The organism is Brevibacillus sp. FW301-21C12A, assembly GCF_058788915.1.
Map to the genome: position 1 here is coordinate 163,368 of NZ_JBYTBG010000003.1, position 16,522 is coordinate 179,889.

At 56.3% G+C, this 16,522-nt stretch carries 14 protein-coding genes and 1 pseudogene; 13 read left to right on the top strand and 2 right to left on the bottom strand.

Translation table 11 applies throughout. From position 1 onward, the window contains the following. Positions 1–27 precede the first annotated feature (27 nt). From lspA to pyrE, 12 genes are all read left to right on the top strand, one after another. Positions 28–480, top strand: coding sequence for a signal peptidase II (gene lspA / locus AC3WQH_RS03600; RefSeq protein WP_005833386.1), 453 nt, complete (start codon positions 28–30; stop codon positions 478–480). A gap of 58 nt (positions 481–538) precedes the next feature. Then, the gene (locus AC3WQH_RS03605) at positions 539–1,468 is read left to right on the top strand and encodes an RluA family pseudouridine synthase (RefSeq protein ID WP_025844996.1); all 930 of its coding nucleotides are present in this window, start codon (positions 539–541) and stop codon (positions 1,466–1,468) included. A gap of 18 nt (positions 1,469–1,486) precedes the next feature. Continuing rightward, the gene (locus AC3WQH_RS03610; RefSeq protein WP_005833383.1) at positions 1,487–1,888 is read left to right on the top strand and encodes a VOC family protein; all 402 of its coding nucleotides are present in this window, start codon (positions 1,487–1,489) and stop codon (positions 1,886–1,888) included. Between the two features lie 104 nt (positions 1,889–1,992). Then, positions 1,993–3,336: a hypothetical protein gene (locus AC3WQH_RS03615; protein ID WP_492331911.1), complete on the top strand. Its 1,344-nt coding sequence runs from the start codon at positions 1,993–1,995 to the stop codon at positions 3,334–3,336. A 210-nt stretch (positions 3,337–3,546) separates the two neighbouring features. After that, positions 3,547–4,086, top strand: coding sequence for a bifunctional pyr operon transcriptional regulator/uracil phosphoribosyltransferase PyrR (gene pyrR / locus AC3WQH_RS03620; protein WP_005833379.1), 540 nt, complete (start codon positions 3,547–3,549; stop codon positions 4,084–4,086). Between the two features lie 181 nt (positions 4,087–4,267). Then, positions 4,268–5,602 (top strand): solute carrier family 23 protein, encoded by a 1,335-nt coding sequence (locus AC3WQH_RS03625; RefSeq protein WP_005833377.1) that lies wholly within the window; start codon positions 4,268–4,270, stop codon positions 5,600–5,602. A gap of 184 nt (positions 5,603–5,786) precedes the next feature. Further along, positions 5,787–6,728 (top strand): aspartate carbamoyltransferase catalytic subunit, encoded by a 942-nt coding sequence (locus tag AC3WQH_RS03630; protein ID WP_005833375.1) that lies wholly within the window; start codon positions 5,787–5,789, stop codon positions 6,726–6,728. Further along, complete coding sequence (gene pyrC / locus AC3WQH_RS03635; protein ID WP_007784292.1) at positions 6,695–7,975, top strand: dihydroorotase; 1,281 nt, start codon at positions 6,695–6,697, stop codon at positions 7,973–7,975. The genes AC3WQH_RS03630 and pyrC overlap by 34 nt, the downstream gene beginning before the upstream one ends. Before the next feature lie 64 nt (positions 7,976–8,039). Beyond that, positions 8,040–9,137, top strand: coding sequence for a carbamoyl phosphate synthase small subunit (locus AC3WQH_RS03640; RefSeq protein WP_005833371.1), 1,098 nt, complete (start codon positions 8,040–8,042; stop codon positions 9,135–9,137). Further along, positions 9,121–12,336: a carbamoyl-phosphate synthase large subunit gene (gene carB, locus AC3WQH_RS03645; RefSeq protein WP_007784294.1), complete on the top strand. Its 3,216-nt coding sequence runs from the start codon at positions 9,121–9,123 to the stop codon at positions 12,334–12,336. Before AC3WQH_RS03640 ends, carB begins: the two co-directional genes overlap by 17 nt. A gap of 49 nt (positions 12,337–12,385) precedes the next feature. Continuing rightward, a complete protein-coding gene (gene pyrF / locus AC3WQH_RS03650) occupies positions 12,386–13,123 on the top strand; it encodes an orotidine-5'-phosphate decarboxylase (RefSeq protein WP_007784296.1) in 738 nt (245 codons plus the stop codon). A gap of 30 nt (positions 13,124–13,153) precedes the next feature. Beyond that, on the top strand, positions 13,154–13,792 hold the full coding sequence (gene pyrE, locus AC3WQH_RS03655) for an orotate phosphoribosyltransferase (RefSeq protein ID WP_007784299.1): 639 nt from the start codon (positions 13,154–13,156) through the stop codon (positions 13,790–13,792). Positions 13,793–14,007: 215 nt separating this feature from the next. On the opposite strand, the pseudogene AC3WQH_RS03660 reads toward pyrE, so the two are convergent. Both AC3WQH_RS03660 and AC3WQH_RS03665 read right to left on the bottom strand, forming a co-directional pair. After that, positions 14,008–15,094, bottom strand: a pseudogene (locus AC3WQH_RS03660) (saccharopine dehydrogenase family protein). Between the two features lie 426 nt (positions 15,095–15,520). Continuing rightward, the gene (locus AC3WQH_RS03665) at positions 15,521–15,835 is read right to left on the bottom strand and encodes an ArsR/SmtB family transcription factor (protein ID WP_007784302.1); all 315 of its coding nucleotides are present in this window, start codon (positions 15,833–15,835) and stop codon (positions 15,521–15,523) included. Between the two features lie 393 nt (positions 15,836–16,228). Here AC3WQH_RS03665 and AC3WQH_RS03670 point away from each other — a divergent pair. Further along, the coding region (locus AC3WQH_RS03670; protein WP_309520735.1) for a peptidoglycan-binding domain-containing protein at positions 16,229–16,522 on the top strand (294 nt) is incomplete at its 3' end.

Sequence of the window (16,522 nt, forward strand, 5' to 3'; positions counted from 1 at the left end):
TCGAAGCAGATGAAGGAGGACGTTCCATTGTTGTATTTTCTTATTGCGGCTGTGATTATTGGACTGGATCAGTGGACCAAGCACCTTGTAGTGAACCATATGGAGCGGGGAGAATCCATCCCGTTGATCGCGGATGTGTTTCATCTCACCTCGCACCGCAACATGGGGGCCGCGTTCGGCATTTTGCAAAATCAGCGCTGGCTCTTTATTGTCATTACGGTTGCCGTCGTCGTCGGCATCGTGTATTCGCTGATCCGCCTCGGCAAAAAACAGCCGCGCGCTTCTTTCGCATTGTCCCTCGTGTTGGGTGGGGCCATCGGTAATTTTATCGACCGCGCAACGACCGGACAAGTCGTGGACTTTTTGGATTTCACCCTGATTAACTTCCCGATTTTCAACGTCGCGGACATGGCGATTACGATCGGCGTCGGCATTTTGCTGTTGGATGTCTTCCTGGAAGGCAGGAAAAGCGGACGGTAATGCCCGTTTCGGGTGATACGAAACGGGGTACGGACAGTAACTTTGTGAGGAGACAAACATGAACGACACGCAACTATTCGAACGTTATGATTGGAACGTGGAGCCTGAGGACGCAAACGAGCGGATCGACAAGTTCATCACGCTGCAAAATGAAGACTGGTCGCGCTCGCAGGTACAGGCGTGGATCAAGGAAGGTCGCGTAACGGTAAACGGGGAGCCGATCAAGAGCAACTACAAGCTGCAGGCAGAAGATGAGGTTACGCTGCGCGTTCCGCCGCCAAAAGAAATGGCAATCAAGCCGGAGCCGATGCCGCTTGAGATCGTTTACGAGGACAGCGACGTCGTCGTCGTCAACAAGCCGCGCGGACTGGTGGTTCACCCTGCTCCGGGGCATTACAGCGGTACGCTCGTCAACGGACTTTTGGCGCACTGCAAAGATTTGTCCGGCATTAACGGCGTCCTTCGCCCGGGAATCGTGCATCGCATCGACAAGGACACGTCAGGGCTGCTCATGGTAGCGAAAAACGACAAGGCGCATGTCGGCCTGGCTGAACAGTTGAAGGAGCACTCTGTGACGCGCACATACATCGCGATCGTCCACGGGGTCATTCCGCACGAGATGGGCACGATCGACGCGCCGATCGGACGCGACCCGAAAAATCGCCAGCAGATGGCGGTCGTCTTTGAAAACAGCAAGCCTGCTGTGACGCATTTTATCGTGCTGGAGCGCTTCAAGGAATACACGCTGGTGGAGTTGAAACTGGAGACGGGCCGAACGCACCAAATTCGCGTCCATATGAAATACATCGGCTATCCGCTGGCGGGCGATCCGAAATACGGACCGAAAAACACGCTGGAGATCGACGGACAGGCTCTGCATGCGAAGACGCTCGGCTTTACTCATCCGCGCACGCAGGAGCGGCTGGAGTTCGAGGCGCCCATGCCGAAAGATTTGAGCGATCTCGTAGACTTTCTCAGACAGGCGTAAAAGACGGGAGGAAGGCAAGTGCTGAAAAGACTGGCGCATGTGACGCTGTACGTTCGCGATTGCGAGGAAGCTCTGCAATTTTACACGGAAAAGCTCGGCTTTGAAAAACGGATGGACACGCGCATGGACGACGGCTCGCGCTGGCTGACGGTCGGCCTTCCCGGCCAGGAGCTGGAAATCGTGCTGCATGATCCGACCCACTGGCACCGGGAGGAGATCGCACGGGAGATGCTCGCGGCCGTCGGCAAAAACCCGATGTGGGTGTGGGAGACGGACGATTTTTGGCAGACGTATGAAACGATGCGTCAGCGCGGCGTGAAGTTTGTCAGCGAGCCTGTCGAAGTCGTCTACGGCATGGAAGCGATTTTTGAGGATTTGTACGGCAATCGCTTTTTGCTGCTTGCACCTGCGAGCTTGTGATCGTACATAAAGGCATAAAGGCTTTGGGATTCGAAAACGCTAGAAGAGGGCAGCCGTTTTTTTCTGGCGTTTTTTCAATCGAGTTTGGCGAGGAGGGGATACTCATGAACCGAATATGGCGCAAAGCGGTCTCTGTGGCGGCGATGCTCGGCATGCTGGCGCTTGCGGGTGGACAGTCCATGGCAGCCGAACAGGGGCAGCTCCCGGTCAGAAGCAACAAGGAAGTGACCGTTCCGGCGCAGATCGCTTTTACGAGCAACCAACAGTTGTACTTGCTGGACCTACAGGACAAAAATGGAGCGCCAAAGCCGATTACGAAAGACGGACTGGCGGAAATCGTCGGCTGGTCCGGTGATGGCCAATGGCTTTTGTTCGTGAAATACAAAGGAGCCGACCGTTATTCCGCCCCCGGCTACTTGTGGCTCGTTCGCGCGGATGGCAGCGGAGCGGTTCAGCTCGACGACAGGCCCGTCACGGGAGTGCCGAAATGGTCGCCGAAAAGAAACCAGGTGGCTTATATCGTCAATGCAGGCAGCAGCGAGCAGCCTCGAGGCGTGCTCGTGCTCAAGGAAGTCCGCGACAACGGAGAAGTGGCCGCAGGAGCTGCGACGCCTGCCGCTTTCTTCGACTTCACCTGGATGCCGGACGGAGAAGCGATTTTGACTTCCACAGAGGCGGGGAAAAACCGTCCGATGACGTTCGTCCTGCAAAATCTGGCCGGACAGCCATTGGCTACTTATCCGCTCGCGGAACCGCCCAATGTCGAAGAAGGCATTTACGCCCTGGCAGCCACAGGGATGAACGTATCGCCCGACGGCCAGCTCGTCGCCTACTACGTGCGATACAACGCCGCTTCGCTGTCTGCGGACGGCGTGCCAATCCAGTTGTTCAACCTGAAGCAGCCAGCGAAAAAGCCGATCGAGCCGGGCACAGGTCTGGCTTACCCGCAGTGGCTCTCTTGGACGGCGAACAGCCAGCAGCTCGCCTTCATCGACGGGACGGACCGGATGGCGACGCAAAACAAACATCTGAAGCTGGCAAATCGCGACGGCAAAGTCGTCTCGGCGAGCCCGGCTGACAGCGTGGATACGTATCCGGTCTGGACGGCAAAGCCGCCGTACACGCTGTTTTTTTCCAGAGGAAAAGCGACAAACTATGCGTTTGATCCGAAAAAGGTGATGGTTCCCGGCCAGCGCATCTGGGCGAGGGACGCGAACGGTGCGGAACAGCCTTGGACAAAAGGCGCGGAGCAAACGGCTGATTATTATCCGTCCCCGTCACCGGACGGCAGCAAGCTTTTGTTCCTGCGACTCGATCGGGCCGAGCACGGTTCGCTATTCTATCAGGCAGACGGAAAAGAAAGCGAGCTGGTCAAAGGCATTACAGGCGATATTGGCTACTACGCCAACTACTTGCCGGAATGGATCGCTGTCTATTGGAATAGTTAGATTTCTTTCCATTGCGTTGACACCGGGCTTGTTTCGTGACATAATCCTAATTGACGAATGGAACCTTTAAATCCAGTCCAGTGAGGCTGGCAAGGGCACGGAATGACAAGCAGGCATAGCGCGAGCTGGCCTCTTTGTCCGACGGCTTCTTGTCTCCTGACAAGGAGCCTTTTTTCGTAAAGCCACTGTTCCCGTCGAGGAGGGATCGAGATGATTAACAAAAGTGTCATCATGGATGAAGCGGCCATCCGCCGCGCGCTTACTCGTATCGCTCACGAAATTATCGAGCGAAACAAGGGTGTCGAGGATTGTATCATCGTTGGCATCAAGACCAGAGGGATTTACCTCGCGAAGCGCCTGGTCGAAAGAATCGAGATGATCGAAAACGTCAAAGTACCGGTCGGAGAGCTGGACATTACGTTTTACCGCGATGATCTCCAGCACAAGTCGGAGGATGCGGTGCTGCAAGGTTCGCAGCTTCCGGAGCAGATCACCGGAAAGACCGTCATTCTCGTGGATGACGTCCTCTATACCGGACGGACGGTACGCGCCGCTTTGGATGCGTTGATCGACAGCGGGCGTCCGCGGATGATTCAACTGGCGGTACTCGTTGACCGCGGTCATCGCGAGCTGCCGATTCGCCCGGACTTCGTTGGAAAAAATTTGCCGACGGCACGCACAGAAATCGTCGATGTGCAACTGTCGGAGGTAGACGTGATGGATATCGTGTCCATCCGTCAGCTCATCTAATTGAATGAATCCTCTTTAATAAGCGATCCCGTGAGGTCGACAAGAGGCAGGAATCTTCCCATGCGCATATGGTGAAGCTGGCCTCTTTGTGTCCGCACAAAGAGGCTTTTTGTTTGCCGAAAGAGCGAAAACAACAGCGACGAGAGGGAAGAATAAAGAAACACAGGGGGAAGATAAAGTCATGAGCCAAAAAAACTATGTAGACGTCGATGAAACACCACATATTTCCAAACTGCTGCCACTGTCCATTCAGCACTTGTTCGCGATGTTCGGATCAACCGTTCTGGTGCCGATCCTGACCGGGCTGGATGTCGCTACCGCCCTTTTGACAAGCGGGATCGGGACGCTCTTGTTCCTCTGGATCACCAAAGGGAAAATTCCGAACTACCTCGGCTCGTCCTTCGCCTTCATCGGTCCGATTATCGCAGTGACGGCGTCGCACGGAGTCGGAACGGCCTTGCTCGGCTGCTTCCTGTCAGGGATCGTGTACATCATCGTCGCAGGCATCGTGCAAAAGGCAGGCGTCAAATGGCTGGACAAAGTGCTGCCTCCGGTCGTCATCGCTTCGGTCATCGTCGTCATCGGGCTGAGCCTGGCTGGCGTAGCGGTAGACATGGCGACGAAGGTGACGGTAGACGGCCAGTCGCAAATGTCGCTGACTTCGATTGAAATTTCGCTGGTGACCATGCTGGTGACCATCCTGGCAGCGGTGATGCTGCGCGGTTTCCTTGGCCTGATCCCCATTCTGATCGGAATTATCGTCGGTTATGCGTACTCGCTCGTTCGTCACCCTGAACTGATTGATTTTCAAAAGGTTGTGCAAGCAAAAGTGTTTGCCGCTCCGCCGCTCAAGGTGGGCGAAGTGATGAGTGTCATCAGTGACGGTTCTGCCTGGATCGCGGCGCTCGTCATCGCGCCAGTCGCGTTCGTAACCCTGGCCGAGCATCTGGGCCACCTCTTGGTTACAAGCAAGGTCATGGATCGCGACCTGATGAAAAATCCGGGTCTGCACCGCAGCCTGCTCGGGGACGGGATCGCCACTTCCCTGGCGGCTTTCATCGGCGGACCGCCTGCGACGACATACGGCGAAAACATCGGGGTTCTGGCGATCACCCGCGTTTACAGCAGAGTGGTCATCGGCCTGGCTGCGGTATTCGCCATCCTGTTCGCCTTCAACGGCAAGATCAGCGCTCTCTTGATGACGATTCCGACTCCGGTGCTTGGCGGCGTCTCGATCATCCTGTTCGGGATTATCGCAGCGCAAGGCTTGCGGATGTACGTAGAAAACAAAGTGGATTTTGCCAACAAGCGCAACATGATCGTCGCGGCTGCCATCCTGGTAACGGGAATTGGCGGATACAAAATCAGCTTTGCCGGTGTCGGGTTGCTAAGCGACCTGACCATTGACAATATCGCTTTCTCCACCTTCCTGGGAATCTTCCTGCACCTCATCCTGCCGGGCAAAGAGTCGGCGATGGGGGAAGCGTCCCGCGAAGACGAAAAACAAATTGCCTAAAACGTTCCTCATTCCTTTAAATCCAGTCCCGAGAGGCTGGCAAGGCATAGAACGTCGTTTTGGCTGCCCAGAAATGGCGCCGGATCGGCTTCTTGTCTCGCTTGCCTTGCGACAGGCAACGTGAGCCAAGAAGCTTTTTTCTTTCGATAAAACAGGAAAAAACAGAGTAATCGGAGGGATTTCGATGAACAACCTAGCGCACCTGATTGGCTTGAAAGACTTGTCCAAACAACAGATCGTCCAGCTCCTGGACCGCGCGCATTACTGGACCGAGAGACCGGGCGAGCAGGCAGACATTCTGCACGGCCGCTTCGTGGCGAATCTGTTCTTTGAAGCCAGCACCAGAACCCGCTTCTCGTTCGAGGTGGCACAAAAAAGACTCGGCGCACATGTGTTGAACTTCATTCCGGAAACCTCCTCAACCGTAAAAGGCGAGACGGTGTACGACACGATCCGCACGCTGGAAGCGATGGGCGTGGAAGCAGCCGTGATCCGCACGAAAAAAGAAGGACTGCTGCAAGAGCTCGCCCAAAGCGTTGACCTGAAGCTGGTCAACGCGGGCGACGGAACAAACGAGCATCCGACCCAATGCCTGCTCGACCTGCTGACCATGAAGCAGCAGTTTGGGATGCTGGAGGGCTTGACGGTAGCGATTATCGGAGACTTGCGCCATAGCCGCGTACTGGGATCGCATCTGCACGCCATGCCGAAGCTCGGGATCAATCTGCTGCTCGCAGGCCCGCCGACGATGATGCCAGCGCAAATTCCGCAAGGCGTCAAAGTCGTCGGCATGGAGGAAGCGGTTCAGACAGCGGACGTCGTCATGATGCTCCGCGTGCAACTGGAGCGCCACACCGAATCGCTCTACATCTCCAAGGAAGAGTATCACAAGGCGTTCGGCCTCACGCTTGAGCGGGCCAAAATGATGAAGCCAGGCGCGGTCATCATGCATCCGGCCCCGGTCAATCGCGGAGTTGAGATTCACACCGATCTGGTAGAATGCGAAACATCCTTGATTCAAAAACAAGTAACCAACGGAGTCGCAGCTAGAATGGCTGTGCTGGAAACTCTGCTGAAAGGGAGCGAAACAAAATGGGAATCATCCTTGGCAACGGCAACGTACTAAATCAGGCGGGGGAACTCACTCCGGTAGAAATATTGGTAGAAGATGGACGGATCGCGGCGATGGGCGAAAAGCTCTCCCGCGACGGCCATGAATGGGTAGATTGCAAAGGCGGAATGATTAGCGCGGGACTGATCGACGTCCACGTCCACTTGCGCGAGCCAGGCTTCGAGCATAAAGAAACGATTGAGACAGGAGCAAAAGCGGCGGTGCGCGGCGGCTTTACCACGATTTCCTGCATGCCGAACACGCGCCCGTCCATCGACAGCGTGGACACGGTGACGTACATCTTGGACAAAGCGCGCGAAGCGGGACTGGCTCGCGTGATTCCGTACGGCGCGATCACCGTGCGCCAACTGGGCAAAGAGCTGACGGACTTCGCCGCCTTGAAAGAAGCGGGAATTTTTGCCCTGACCGATGACGGTGTCGGCGTGCAGTCGACCGCGATGATGAAAAAAGCGATGAAAAAAGCAGCCGAGCTGGGGCTGTCCATCGTGGCTCACTGCGAAGACGATGATCTGCTGATCCCGGGAGCCGCCCTGCACGACGGCGTGGTCGCAGCGCGCCACGGACTGCCTGGCATTCCTTCCGAGTCGGAGTCCGTCCACGTCGGACGCGACATTTTGCTGGCGGAGCAGACAGGTGTGCACTACCACGTGTGCCACATCAGTGCCAAAGAATCCGTGCGCCTGGTGCGCGACGGAAAACGCGCCGGCGTCAACGTGACGTGCGAAGTGACGCCGCACCACCTGCTTTTGTGCGACGAGGACATCCCGGACAGCCTCGACACCAACTGGAAAATGAACCCGCCGCTTCGCTCCCGCGAGGATCGCGCGGCGCTGATCGCCGGACTCAAAGACGGCACGATCGACATGATCGCCACAGACCATGCGCCACACACCCAGGAAGAAAAAGCGAACGGCATGGCCCGCGCGCCATTCGGCATCGTCGGTCTGGAGACAGCCTTCCCGCTGCTCTATACGCACCTCGTGCAAACAGGCGAGCTGACTTTGCAAAGACTGGTCGAGCTGCTGACGGTGCAGCCAGCGAAAGCTTTCGGGCTGCCGTACGGACGCCTGGAAGTCGGAGCGGTAGCAGACGTGACCGTCATCGACCTTGCGACAGAAAAAACGATTGATCCGACCACCTTTGCGAGCAAAGGGACCAATACACCGTTTGCCGGATGGCCGTGCAAAGGATGGCCGATCCTCACGCTGGTAGACGGCAAGATCGTACATCAAGAGGCGTAGAGCCACACACGCCAGTGCCCCACGGAGAAGGCGGCTTTACCACGAAAATGAAGGAGGAGCATAGATGCGTGCAAGATTGATTTTGGAAGACGGAACGGAATTTATCGGAACGGCGTTCGGAGCGACGAAGGAATCCTACGGGGAAGTGGTGTTCAACACAGGACTGACGGGCTACCAGGAGGTTTTGTCTGACCCGTCCTACTGCGGACAGATCGTGACCATGACGTACCCGCTGATCGGCAACTACGGGATCAACCGCGACGACTTCGAAGCTGTTCGTCCGTACATTCACGGCTTCGTCGTCCGCGAGCATTGCGATATGCCGAGCAACTGGCGGAATACGAACACGCTGGATGAGCTGCTGAAAACATACGACATCCCGGGGATTGCAGGCGTTGACACGCGGATGCTGACGCGAAAAATCCGCTACCACGGCACGATGAAGGGCATGATTACGACGAGCGAAGCCCCGCTGGCCGAACTGCTCGCAGCCCTGAACAACACTGCCTTGATGACCGATCAAGTATCGCGCGTCTCTACGAAAAGCGTCTTCAGTTGCCCAGGTACAGGCCATCGCGTCGTGCTGGTAGACTTCGGCTCCAAACACGGCATCTTGCGCGAGCTGACCAAGCGCAACTGTGATGTGGTGGTCGTGCCGTACAACGTGACGGCGGAAGAAATTCGCCGCATCCAGCCAGACGGCATCCTGTTGTCCAACGGCCCTGGCGACCCGAAAGACGTGCCGCAAGCGATCGAAATGATTCGCGGCATCCTCGGGGAATACCCGCTGTTCGGCATCTGCCTCGGCCATCAGTTGTTCGCACTCGCCTCTGGCGCCGACACGATGAAAATGAAATTCGGACACCGCGGCGGCAACCATCCGGTAAAAGAGCTGCCGACCGGGCGCACATACATTACATCCCAGAACCACAGCTACGCCGTAAAAGAAGATTCGCTCGCAGGAACCGAGCTGGAAATTACGCATATCGCCCTCAATGACGGAACAGTCGAAGGGCTGCGTAACAGAGCGAAGAACGCCTTCTCCGTCCAGTACCACCCGGAAGCGGCTCCAGGCCCATACGACTCCGGCTACCTGTTCGACCAGTTTCTTGCGATGCTGGAAACCGCTAAGGAGGAAAAAAACTATGCCAAAACACGCTAACCTGAAAAAAATCCTCGTGATCGGGTCTGGTCCTATCGTCATCGGGCAGGCTGCCGAGTTTGACTACGCAGGCACACAGGCTTGCGAAGCGCTGAAAGAAGAGGGGATGGAGGTTGTCCTGATTAACTCCAACCCGGCGACGATCATGACCGATACCAACATGGCGGACAAAGTGTACATCGAGCCGATCACGCCTGAATTTGTAGCACGCGTCATCCGCCAGGAAAAGCCGGACGGACTTTTGCCTACGCTCGGCGGCCAAACGGGCTTGAATATGGCTGTCGCGCTTGCCGAAGCGGGCATTTTGGAGCAGGAAAACGTGAAGCTGCTCGGCACGAAGCTGGAATCGATCAAGCAAGCAGAAGACCGCGAGCTGTTCCGCGCCCTCATGAAGGAGTTGGGCGAGCCTGTGCCGGAATCGGTCATCGTCAGCACGGTAGAGGAAGCCGTTGATTTTGCCAACGAGATCGGCTACCCGATCATCGTGCGGCCAGCCTACACCTTGGGCGGAACGGGCGGCGGCATTTGTGAAGACGAAGAAAGCCTCCGCGAAATTGTCGCGAGCGGCCTGAAATACTCGCCGATTACGCAATGCCTGATCGAGCGCAGCATTGCTGGCATGAAGGAAATCGAGTACGAAGTCATGCGCGATGCCAACGACAACTGCATCGTCGTCTGCAACATGGAAAACATCGACCCGGTTGGCGTGCACACGGGTGACTCCATCGTCGTCGCGCCGAGCCAGACGCTTGCCGACCGCGAGTATCAAATGCTGCGCTCGTCTGCCTTGAACATCATCCGCGCACTCGGCATCGAAGGCGGCTGCAACGTGCAGTACGCGCTCGACCCGCATAGCTTCCAATATTACGTCATCGAGGTAAACCCGCGCGTGAGCCGTTCTTCTGCGCTCGCTTCCAAGGCGACAGGTTACCCGATCGCGAAAATGGCGGCGAAAATCGCGATCGGCTACACACTGGATGAGCTGAAAAACCCGGTAACTGGGCAAACGTACGCCTGCTTCGAGCCGACGCTCGACTACATCGTGAGCAAAATTCCGCGCTGGCCGTTTGACAAGTTCCAGTCTGCCAACCGCAAGCTCGGTACGCAAATGAAAGCGACAGGCGAAGTCATGGCGATCGGACGCACGTTTGAAGAATCGATCATGAAAGCGATCCGTTCCCTGGAGATCGGCACGTACCACATCGAGATCAAAGGAGCAGAGGAAATCAGCGAAGAGGAACTGAAGACCCGTCTGGTGCATGCGGATGACGAGCGACTGTTCCTCGTGGCAGAGGCGCTGCGCCGCGGCTGGACCATCGAGGAGCTGCACAGCCTGACGAAGATCGACCTGTTCTTCCTGCACAAGTTCCATAAAATGGTTGCTTTTGAACAGGAGCTGGCAAAAGGTCTGACGGCTGAGAAGCTGTTCGAAGCAAAACGGATGGGCTTCACAGACCGCAAAATCGCCGAACTGTGCGGCGAAACGGAAGAAGCAGTCCGCGCGCTGCGCAAGGAAAAAGGCTATGTCCCTGTGTACAAAATGGTCGATACGTGCGCAGCCGAATTTGAGGCGCAAACGCCGTACTACTACTCCAGCTACGAAGTAGAGGACGAGCGCATCGAAACAGGCAAAAAGCGCGTGGTCGTGCTCGGCTCCGGCCCGATCCGCATCGGCCAAGGGATCGAATTTGACTATGCGACCGTGCACGCTGTCTGGGCTTTGCGCGAAGCAGGCTACGAAGCCGTCATTATCAACAACAACCCGGAAACGGTATCGACAGACTTCAACACTTCGGACCGGCTGTACTTCGAGCCGCTGTACATCGAAGACGTGATGAACATTCTCGATGTGGAAAAACCGGAAGGCGTAATCGTCCAGTTCGGCGGCCAAACCGCCATCAACCTGGCTGACAAGCTGGCGGAACGCGGTATCAACATTCTCGGAACGAGCCTGGAAAACATCGACGCAGCGGAAAACCGCGAGAAGTTCGAAGCGCTCCTGCGCAGCCTCGACATCGCACAACCGCCAGGCAAGACGGTAACCTCCGTGGAGCAAGCAGTGGTAGCAGCGGAAGCGCTCGGCTTCCCGGTACTCGTTCGCCCATCCTACGTGCTCGGCGGACGCGCAATGGAGATCGTCTACAATCAGTCTGAGCTTTTGGAGTACATGGAAAAAGCAGTGAAGGTCAACCCGGATCATCCGGTACTGGTCGACCGCTACATGGTCGGGGTAGAGGCCGAAGTCGATGCGATCTGCGACGGGGAAAACGTCCTGATCCCGGGCATCATGGAGCACATCGAGCGCGCAGGGGTGCACTCCGGCGACTCCATCGCGGTCTATCCGCCGCAATCGCTGTCCCAGGCGATCAAAGACGAGCTGATCGAGATGACGACGAAGCTGGCGCGGGCACTGCAAATCAAAGGGCTGCTCAACATCCAGTTTGTCATCTACAAAGATCGTCCGTATGTGATCGAGGTTAACCCGCGCTCGTCCCGTACAGTGCCATTCCTGTCCAAAGTGACAGGCATCCCGATGGCGAACATCGCGACCAAAGCGATTCTCGGTCACTCGATTGCCGACCAAGGCTTCACGCCTGGCTACCATCCGGAAGAGTCTGTCGTATCGGTAAAAGTTCCGGTGTTCTCCTTTGCGAAGCTGCGCCGTGTGGATATTACGCTCGGACCGGAAATGAAGTCCACCGGGGAAGTAATGGGACGCGAAAGCACCCTGGCCAAAGCGCTGTACAAAGGCTTGGTCGCAGCAGGCATGAACATCCCGACGCAAGGCACCTTGCTCGTAACGGTCGCCGACAAAGACAAGGAAGAGGCGCTCGCAATCGTGAAACGCTTCCGTCACCTCGGCTTCAAGCTGATGGCGACAGCGGGCACAGCGGATTATCTGGAACAGGCGGGCCTGCCTGTGACGCGTGTTAACAAACTGTCCGAGGGTACGCCGAATTTGCTCGACGTGATCCATACAGGCGAGGCCAACATCGTGCTCAACACGCTGACAAAAGGCAAAACGCCACAGCGCGACGGCTTCCGCATTCGCCGCGAAGCAGTGGAGAACGGCGCGGTTTGCCTGACGTCGCTGGATACGGCTGCGGCCCTGCTGCACGTACTGGAAACGATCACCTTCTCGACAGAAGCGATGCCTGCCCAACGCGCAGGTGCCAAAGTCGCAGCGGTGACTGTATAAACGAAACGGACCCAAGCCATGGCGGCAGGGAGAAAAAGGGGAGAGCAGTGTGCAACAACAACTGACAGATGTGCGGGAGCGTATGATTGTTGCGCTCGACTTTTCCACGATGGATGAAGTGAAAAAATGCCTGGAGCCATTGCAAGGGCATATCCGCTACGTAAAAGTGGGGATGGAGCTGGCCTATGCCGAAGGACCTGCCATCGTTACGTACCTGAAAGAAAAAGGGTTGAAGGTGTTCGTCGACTTGAAGGTGCACGACATCCCGAACACAGCCAAAGGCGCGATGAAAAGCCTTGCCCGTCTCGGAGCGGACATGGTCAACGTCCATGCGGCTGGCGGCGTGGCGATGATGGCAGCGGCGAGGGAAGGACTGGAGCAGGGGACAGCGGCTGGCGCTCGTCGTCCTCTCCTGATCGGAGTGACGATGCTGACCTCTACAGGCGTGCAAACGATGAACCACGAGCTGGCGATTCCAGGTTCGGTGGAAGACGTAGTGGTACACTACGCGATGATGACCAAGCAGGCAGGACTGGACGGGGTTGTCGCTTCGCCGCTTGAAGTGCCGATGATTAAAAAGGCGGCGGGCGACTCGTTTGTCACCGTGACACCTGGCATTCGCCCGCTGGGGACAGACCAGGGCGACCAGACGCGGATTACGACTCCGGAACAGGCTTTCCGCCTGGGCAGCGACTATCTCGTGATCGGACGCGCCATCACCGGGGCAAGCGATCCGGCAGGCGTATGGCAAAGCATCGTGGCAGCGGTCGAGGCAGATCGTGCGTAACAAGCATTCACGCGGGAAGGGATGGAAGAAATGACGACAACGACAACGGCGAAACAGATTGCGGCGCACCTTTTGGAAATCGGAGCGGTTCACCTGCGCCCGGAACAGCCTTTTACCTGGACTTCCGGGATCAAATCCCCGATTTATTGCGACAACCGGATTACGATGTCTTATCCGCATGTGCGTCGGGCGATTGCGGGCGCGTTTGCCGCGCTTATCAAGGAGCGTTATCCGGACGCGCAAGTCGTGGCGGGAACGGCTACAGCGGGCATTCCCCACGCGGCCTGGGTCGCTGAGCTGCTCGACCTGCCGATGATTTACGTGCGCGACAAGGCCAAAGGCCACGGCAGACAAAACCAGATCGAGGGTGCGCTGTCTGCAGGGCAAAAAGTAGTGGTCATTGAAGACTTGATTTCCACAGGCGGCAGTTCCCTGAAAGCAGCGCAAGCGGTTCAGGCAGAGGGCGGCGAAGTGCTTGGCGTAGTGGCGATTTTCAGCTACCAGTTCCCCGATGCCGAAGCTTTGTTTGCCGAGGCAGGCATTCCTTGCACGACGATTTCCCATTACACCGCACTGCTTGAGGCAGCGAAAGAGCAAGGCGTGATTACAGCCGAGCAGGAAACCGTGCTGGGCGAATGGCGCAAATCCCCGCGGACGTTTTTTGAATAATACGCTTATGGGCCAAAAGTTTGTGAAGAGTGGAGACAGTTGAGAAAACTGCTCCACTCTTTTTTTCCTGCTTTTTTTCGCACTGTTGCGGCGCAGGAATGGAGAGAGAAGCGTCTTTGCATTGGCTGACAGGCATTCGTGCTTTGCTCGCTGGCCTCTGGTCTAGAAAGTCCGCCGCTGCTTGCTTTTTTCGGCAAGCGGATTGTGAGTGCGGATCAGCTCAAACGTTTCAACCGGATTTGCACCCCTTCCGCTTCGTAATAAGCAGTGATCCACGGCTCATCGGCTTGCGACGCGGCCAAGTTTTCCGGAAAAAAGATGCCGGGTGTAGCGGCTTTGCCCCTCGCCTGCCAGTATGCGCTGGGCCTGGATGGCCGCGCCTGTCGCCGTCAGATGGGTCTGGCCATTTGGATCGCTGATCTCTACCTGGCGACGTATGCGAACGCCGCGCTGATCGCGTCCCTCGATTTGCACGACGACTTCGTGAGCCGCGCCCTGGCCCGGATTGTACAGGATGCTTTGCCGCACCTTTTGCCCAAGCAGCTTCCATAAGCCGCTGCGCACGAGCGAAACTAGCGCCGCCGTCGACCATTTCTGATCGAAAGCGATGCGGAAGCTGGCGGAGGTGACAGGCGGCGTCTGCACGAGCGTCAGGTGATCGGGAGTGTCCAGCCGATAGCAGTTCGTGCGAAAGCCGTTCGGGAACGTAACGGCAAGCGGCTCCGACATGGGCACGACCGTTCTCGCCGCGCCTTTCGTGTAGATATTGAACGGAATGGTCAAACGGTTCATGTAAGCAGCAGAATTCGGCCCGGCCTTATCCTTGGTAGCGTACAGCGCAAAAATGTCGATCGTCACCTCTTGCAGGTCAGCGGAATGCAGTTTGCCGAACAGAGCTGGCGTGCCACCCATCCAGCCAGAGGCGAGAACAACCGGAGATTGAAGCTCGCTGCTGGCCAGCCGGTCGATTGGGCGCGTGAATCGCTCGGTCCAGCGCGTAATGTCCACAAGCGGAATGCAGCGCGAGACGGCAGCAAGCAACAGGGCGTCGTCGGGATCGTTGACCGCGTTGACTATCAACGCCAAATCTTCGGGGGCGTGGGCAAGCGGATCTTGCGCTGTCGTGTCCACGAGCAGCGGATGCAGTCGCGGGGAAGCAAAAGGAAGCGGTTTTCCCGGATTTCTGCCGCCCAGCAGCAACAGTAGCTCCTGGTTTTGGCCGTGCAAAATTTTGGCGATTTGGCTGCCGACAGTCCCGAATCCGCCTGCAATCAATACTTTTTTCTCCGTTGTCTCACGCATGATAATCTCCTTGGATGAAATGTTCATTTATTTAAGTTTATTAACATAAAGGAGTTAAGAAAAGGGACGCTTTGTCCCTGGGTGTTTGTTTCGATGGCTACCCGTATGGTCGCTATAGTCGCTGTGAAAGGCGCTTGGATCGGTGCCGCAGTGGAGGGAGGAACCGGGAGAAAACGTTCAAGGTGCTTGTGCCTCCAACAAGGAAGTGGAGACTGCCCGCCTGTGGGGAAAGAGAAAACCGCATCCAAAGCCGGGGATTCTGGGGAGTCGTTCAAGGTGGACGCTTGAAAGCGCGTTTTTTTCCCGCAGGCTCGGTCCGAGTCCAAAAGACCTCGCTTATTTCTCCTGGTTCCTCCACGGGTTGTAGATTTCAACGAATCACGACCAGCCGCAAAAATCAAACGCCTGTCTCACCCAATCGCTCTGCTAACATTCTTCCTCCACAAATTGGACGAGCTGCTTAAACAGGCTGATCGCCTCCGCAATTTCCAGACGGTAGTAAATCTCTGTCCCTTTCTTCTTAGCCTGAAGCAATCCAGCCTGCCGCAAAATTTTCAAATGATGGGAAACTGTCGGTCTGGACATGGGGATATGCTCGGCGATTTGAGAGACGTTCAAACTCTCCTTGTCAATCAGCAGAGCGACAATTTGCTGGCGAACCGGATCTCCTAGCCCTTGGAAATAAGGGCTCAATTGCATGAAAATTTGAATGGCCTTTTCGTTACAGGTTGGATGACTCATAGCCACACTCCGTTAATAAACTTAATCATTTGAACGTAGTATAAAGCTTCTTCCTTTTTTTTTGCAACACGAAAAAAAGCTGATTTTTCAAAGGAAAATCGCTCTGTCCCTCTCATGGGATAGATGTAATTGTAAAGAAAAACAGGTAATAGTAAGGGGGGTACAAAAAATTGAAGGAAGGTGCTTTGGTCATGAAGCAATGGTATGGGAGTACAGCCTCCCGAGAAACAAAGGGGAAAATCAGAAAAGTATTCAGTTTATGCGTTTTGGCGCTGGCGCTGCTCTTTTTCATCCCGAACACGGGGCTGGCAGTAGGAAAAGGGGCCCAAGGACCAGACGTCTATGTGATCCAAGGGATGTTGAAATCATTAGGTAGCTATTCGGGTCAAATCAATGGATACTACGACGAATGTCACGGTGAGTGGTGTCAAGCATTTTCAGAAAAAGCACGGCTTGCCCGCAACAGGTTCTGTGGACAAGCGCACCATGCAACGGATGGTTTACGCCTATGACCGCGTAGTCTCAAATCCGCATCGCGGAAGCGGCGGCAAAGGCATCGGTGGCGGAGCAGGCCAAGGCGGCGGCAAAGGCATCGGTGGCGGAGCAGGTCAAGGCGGCGGCAAAGGCATCGGTGGCGGAGCAGGTCAAGGCGGCGGCAAAGGCATCGGTGGCGGAGCAGGTCAAGGT

What these genes read in the sequence shown, in the direction of transcription:
- AC3WQH_RS03605 (WP_025844996.1), top strand. Translation starts at nt 539, where the DNA reads ATGAACGACACGCAACTATTCGAACGTTATGATTGGAACGTGGAGCCT.
- AC3WQH_RS03615 (WP_492331911.1), top strand. Translation starts at nt 1,993, where the DNA reads ATGAACCGAATATGGCGCAAAGCGGTCTCTGTGGCGGCGATGCTCGGC.
- pyrR (WP_005833379.1), top strand. Translation starts at nt 3,547, where the DNA reads ATGATTAACAAAAGTGTCATCATGGATGAAGCGGCCATCCGCCGCGCG.
- AC3WQH_RS03625 (WP_005833377.1), top strand. Translation starts at nt 4,268, where the DNA reads ATGAGCCAAAAAAACTATGTAGACGTCGATGAAACACCACATATTTCC.
- AC3WQH_RS03630 (WP_005833375.1), top strand. Translation starts at nt 5,787, where the DNA reads ATGAACAACCTAGCGCACCTGATTGGCTTGAAAGACTTGTCCAAACAA.
- pyrC (WP_007784292.1), top strand. Translation starts at nt 6,695, where the DNA reads ATGGGAATCATCCTTGGCAACGGCAACGTACTAAATCAGGCGGGGGAA.
- AC3WQH_RS03640 (WP_005833371.1), top strand. Translation starts at nt 8,040, where the DNA reads ATGCGTGCAAGATTGATTTTGGAAGACGGAACGGAATTTATCGGAACG.
- carB (WP_007784294.1), top strand. Translation starts at nt 9,121, where the DNA reads ATGCCAAAACACGCTAACCTGAAAAAAATCCTCGTGATCGGGTCTGGT.
- pyrE (WP_007784299.1), top strand. Translation starts at nt 13,154, where the DNA reads ATGACGACAACGACAACGGCGAAACAGATTGCGGCGCACCTTTTGGAA.
- AC3WQH_RS03665 (WP_007784302.1), bottom strand. Translation starts at nt 15,835, where the DNA reads ATGAGTCATCCAACCTGTAACGAAAAGGCCATTCAAATTTTCATGCAA.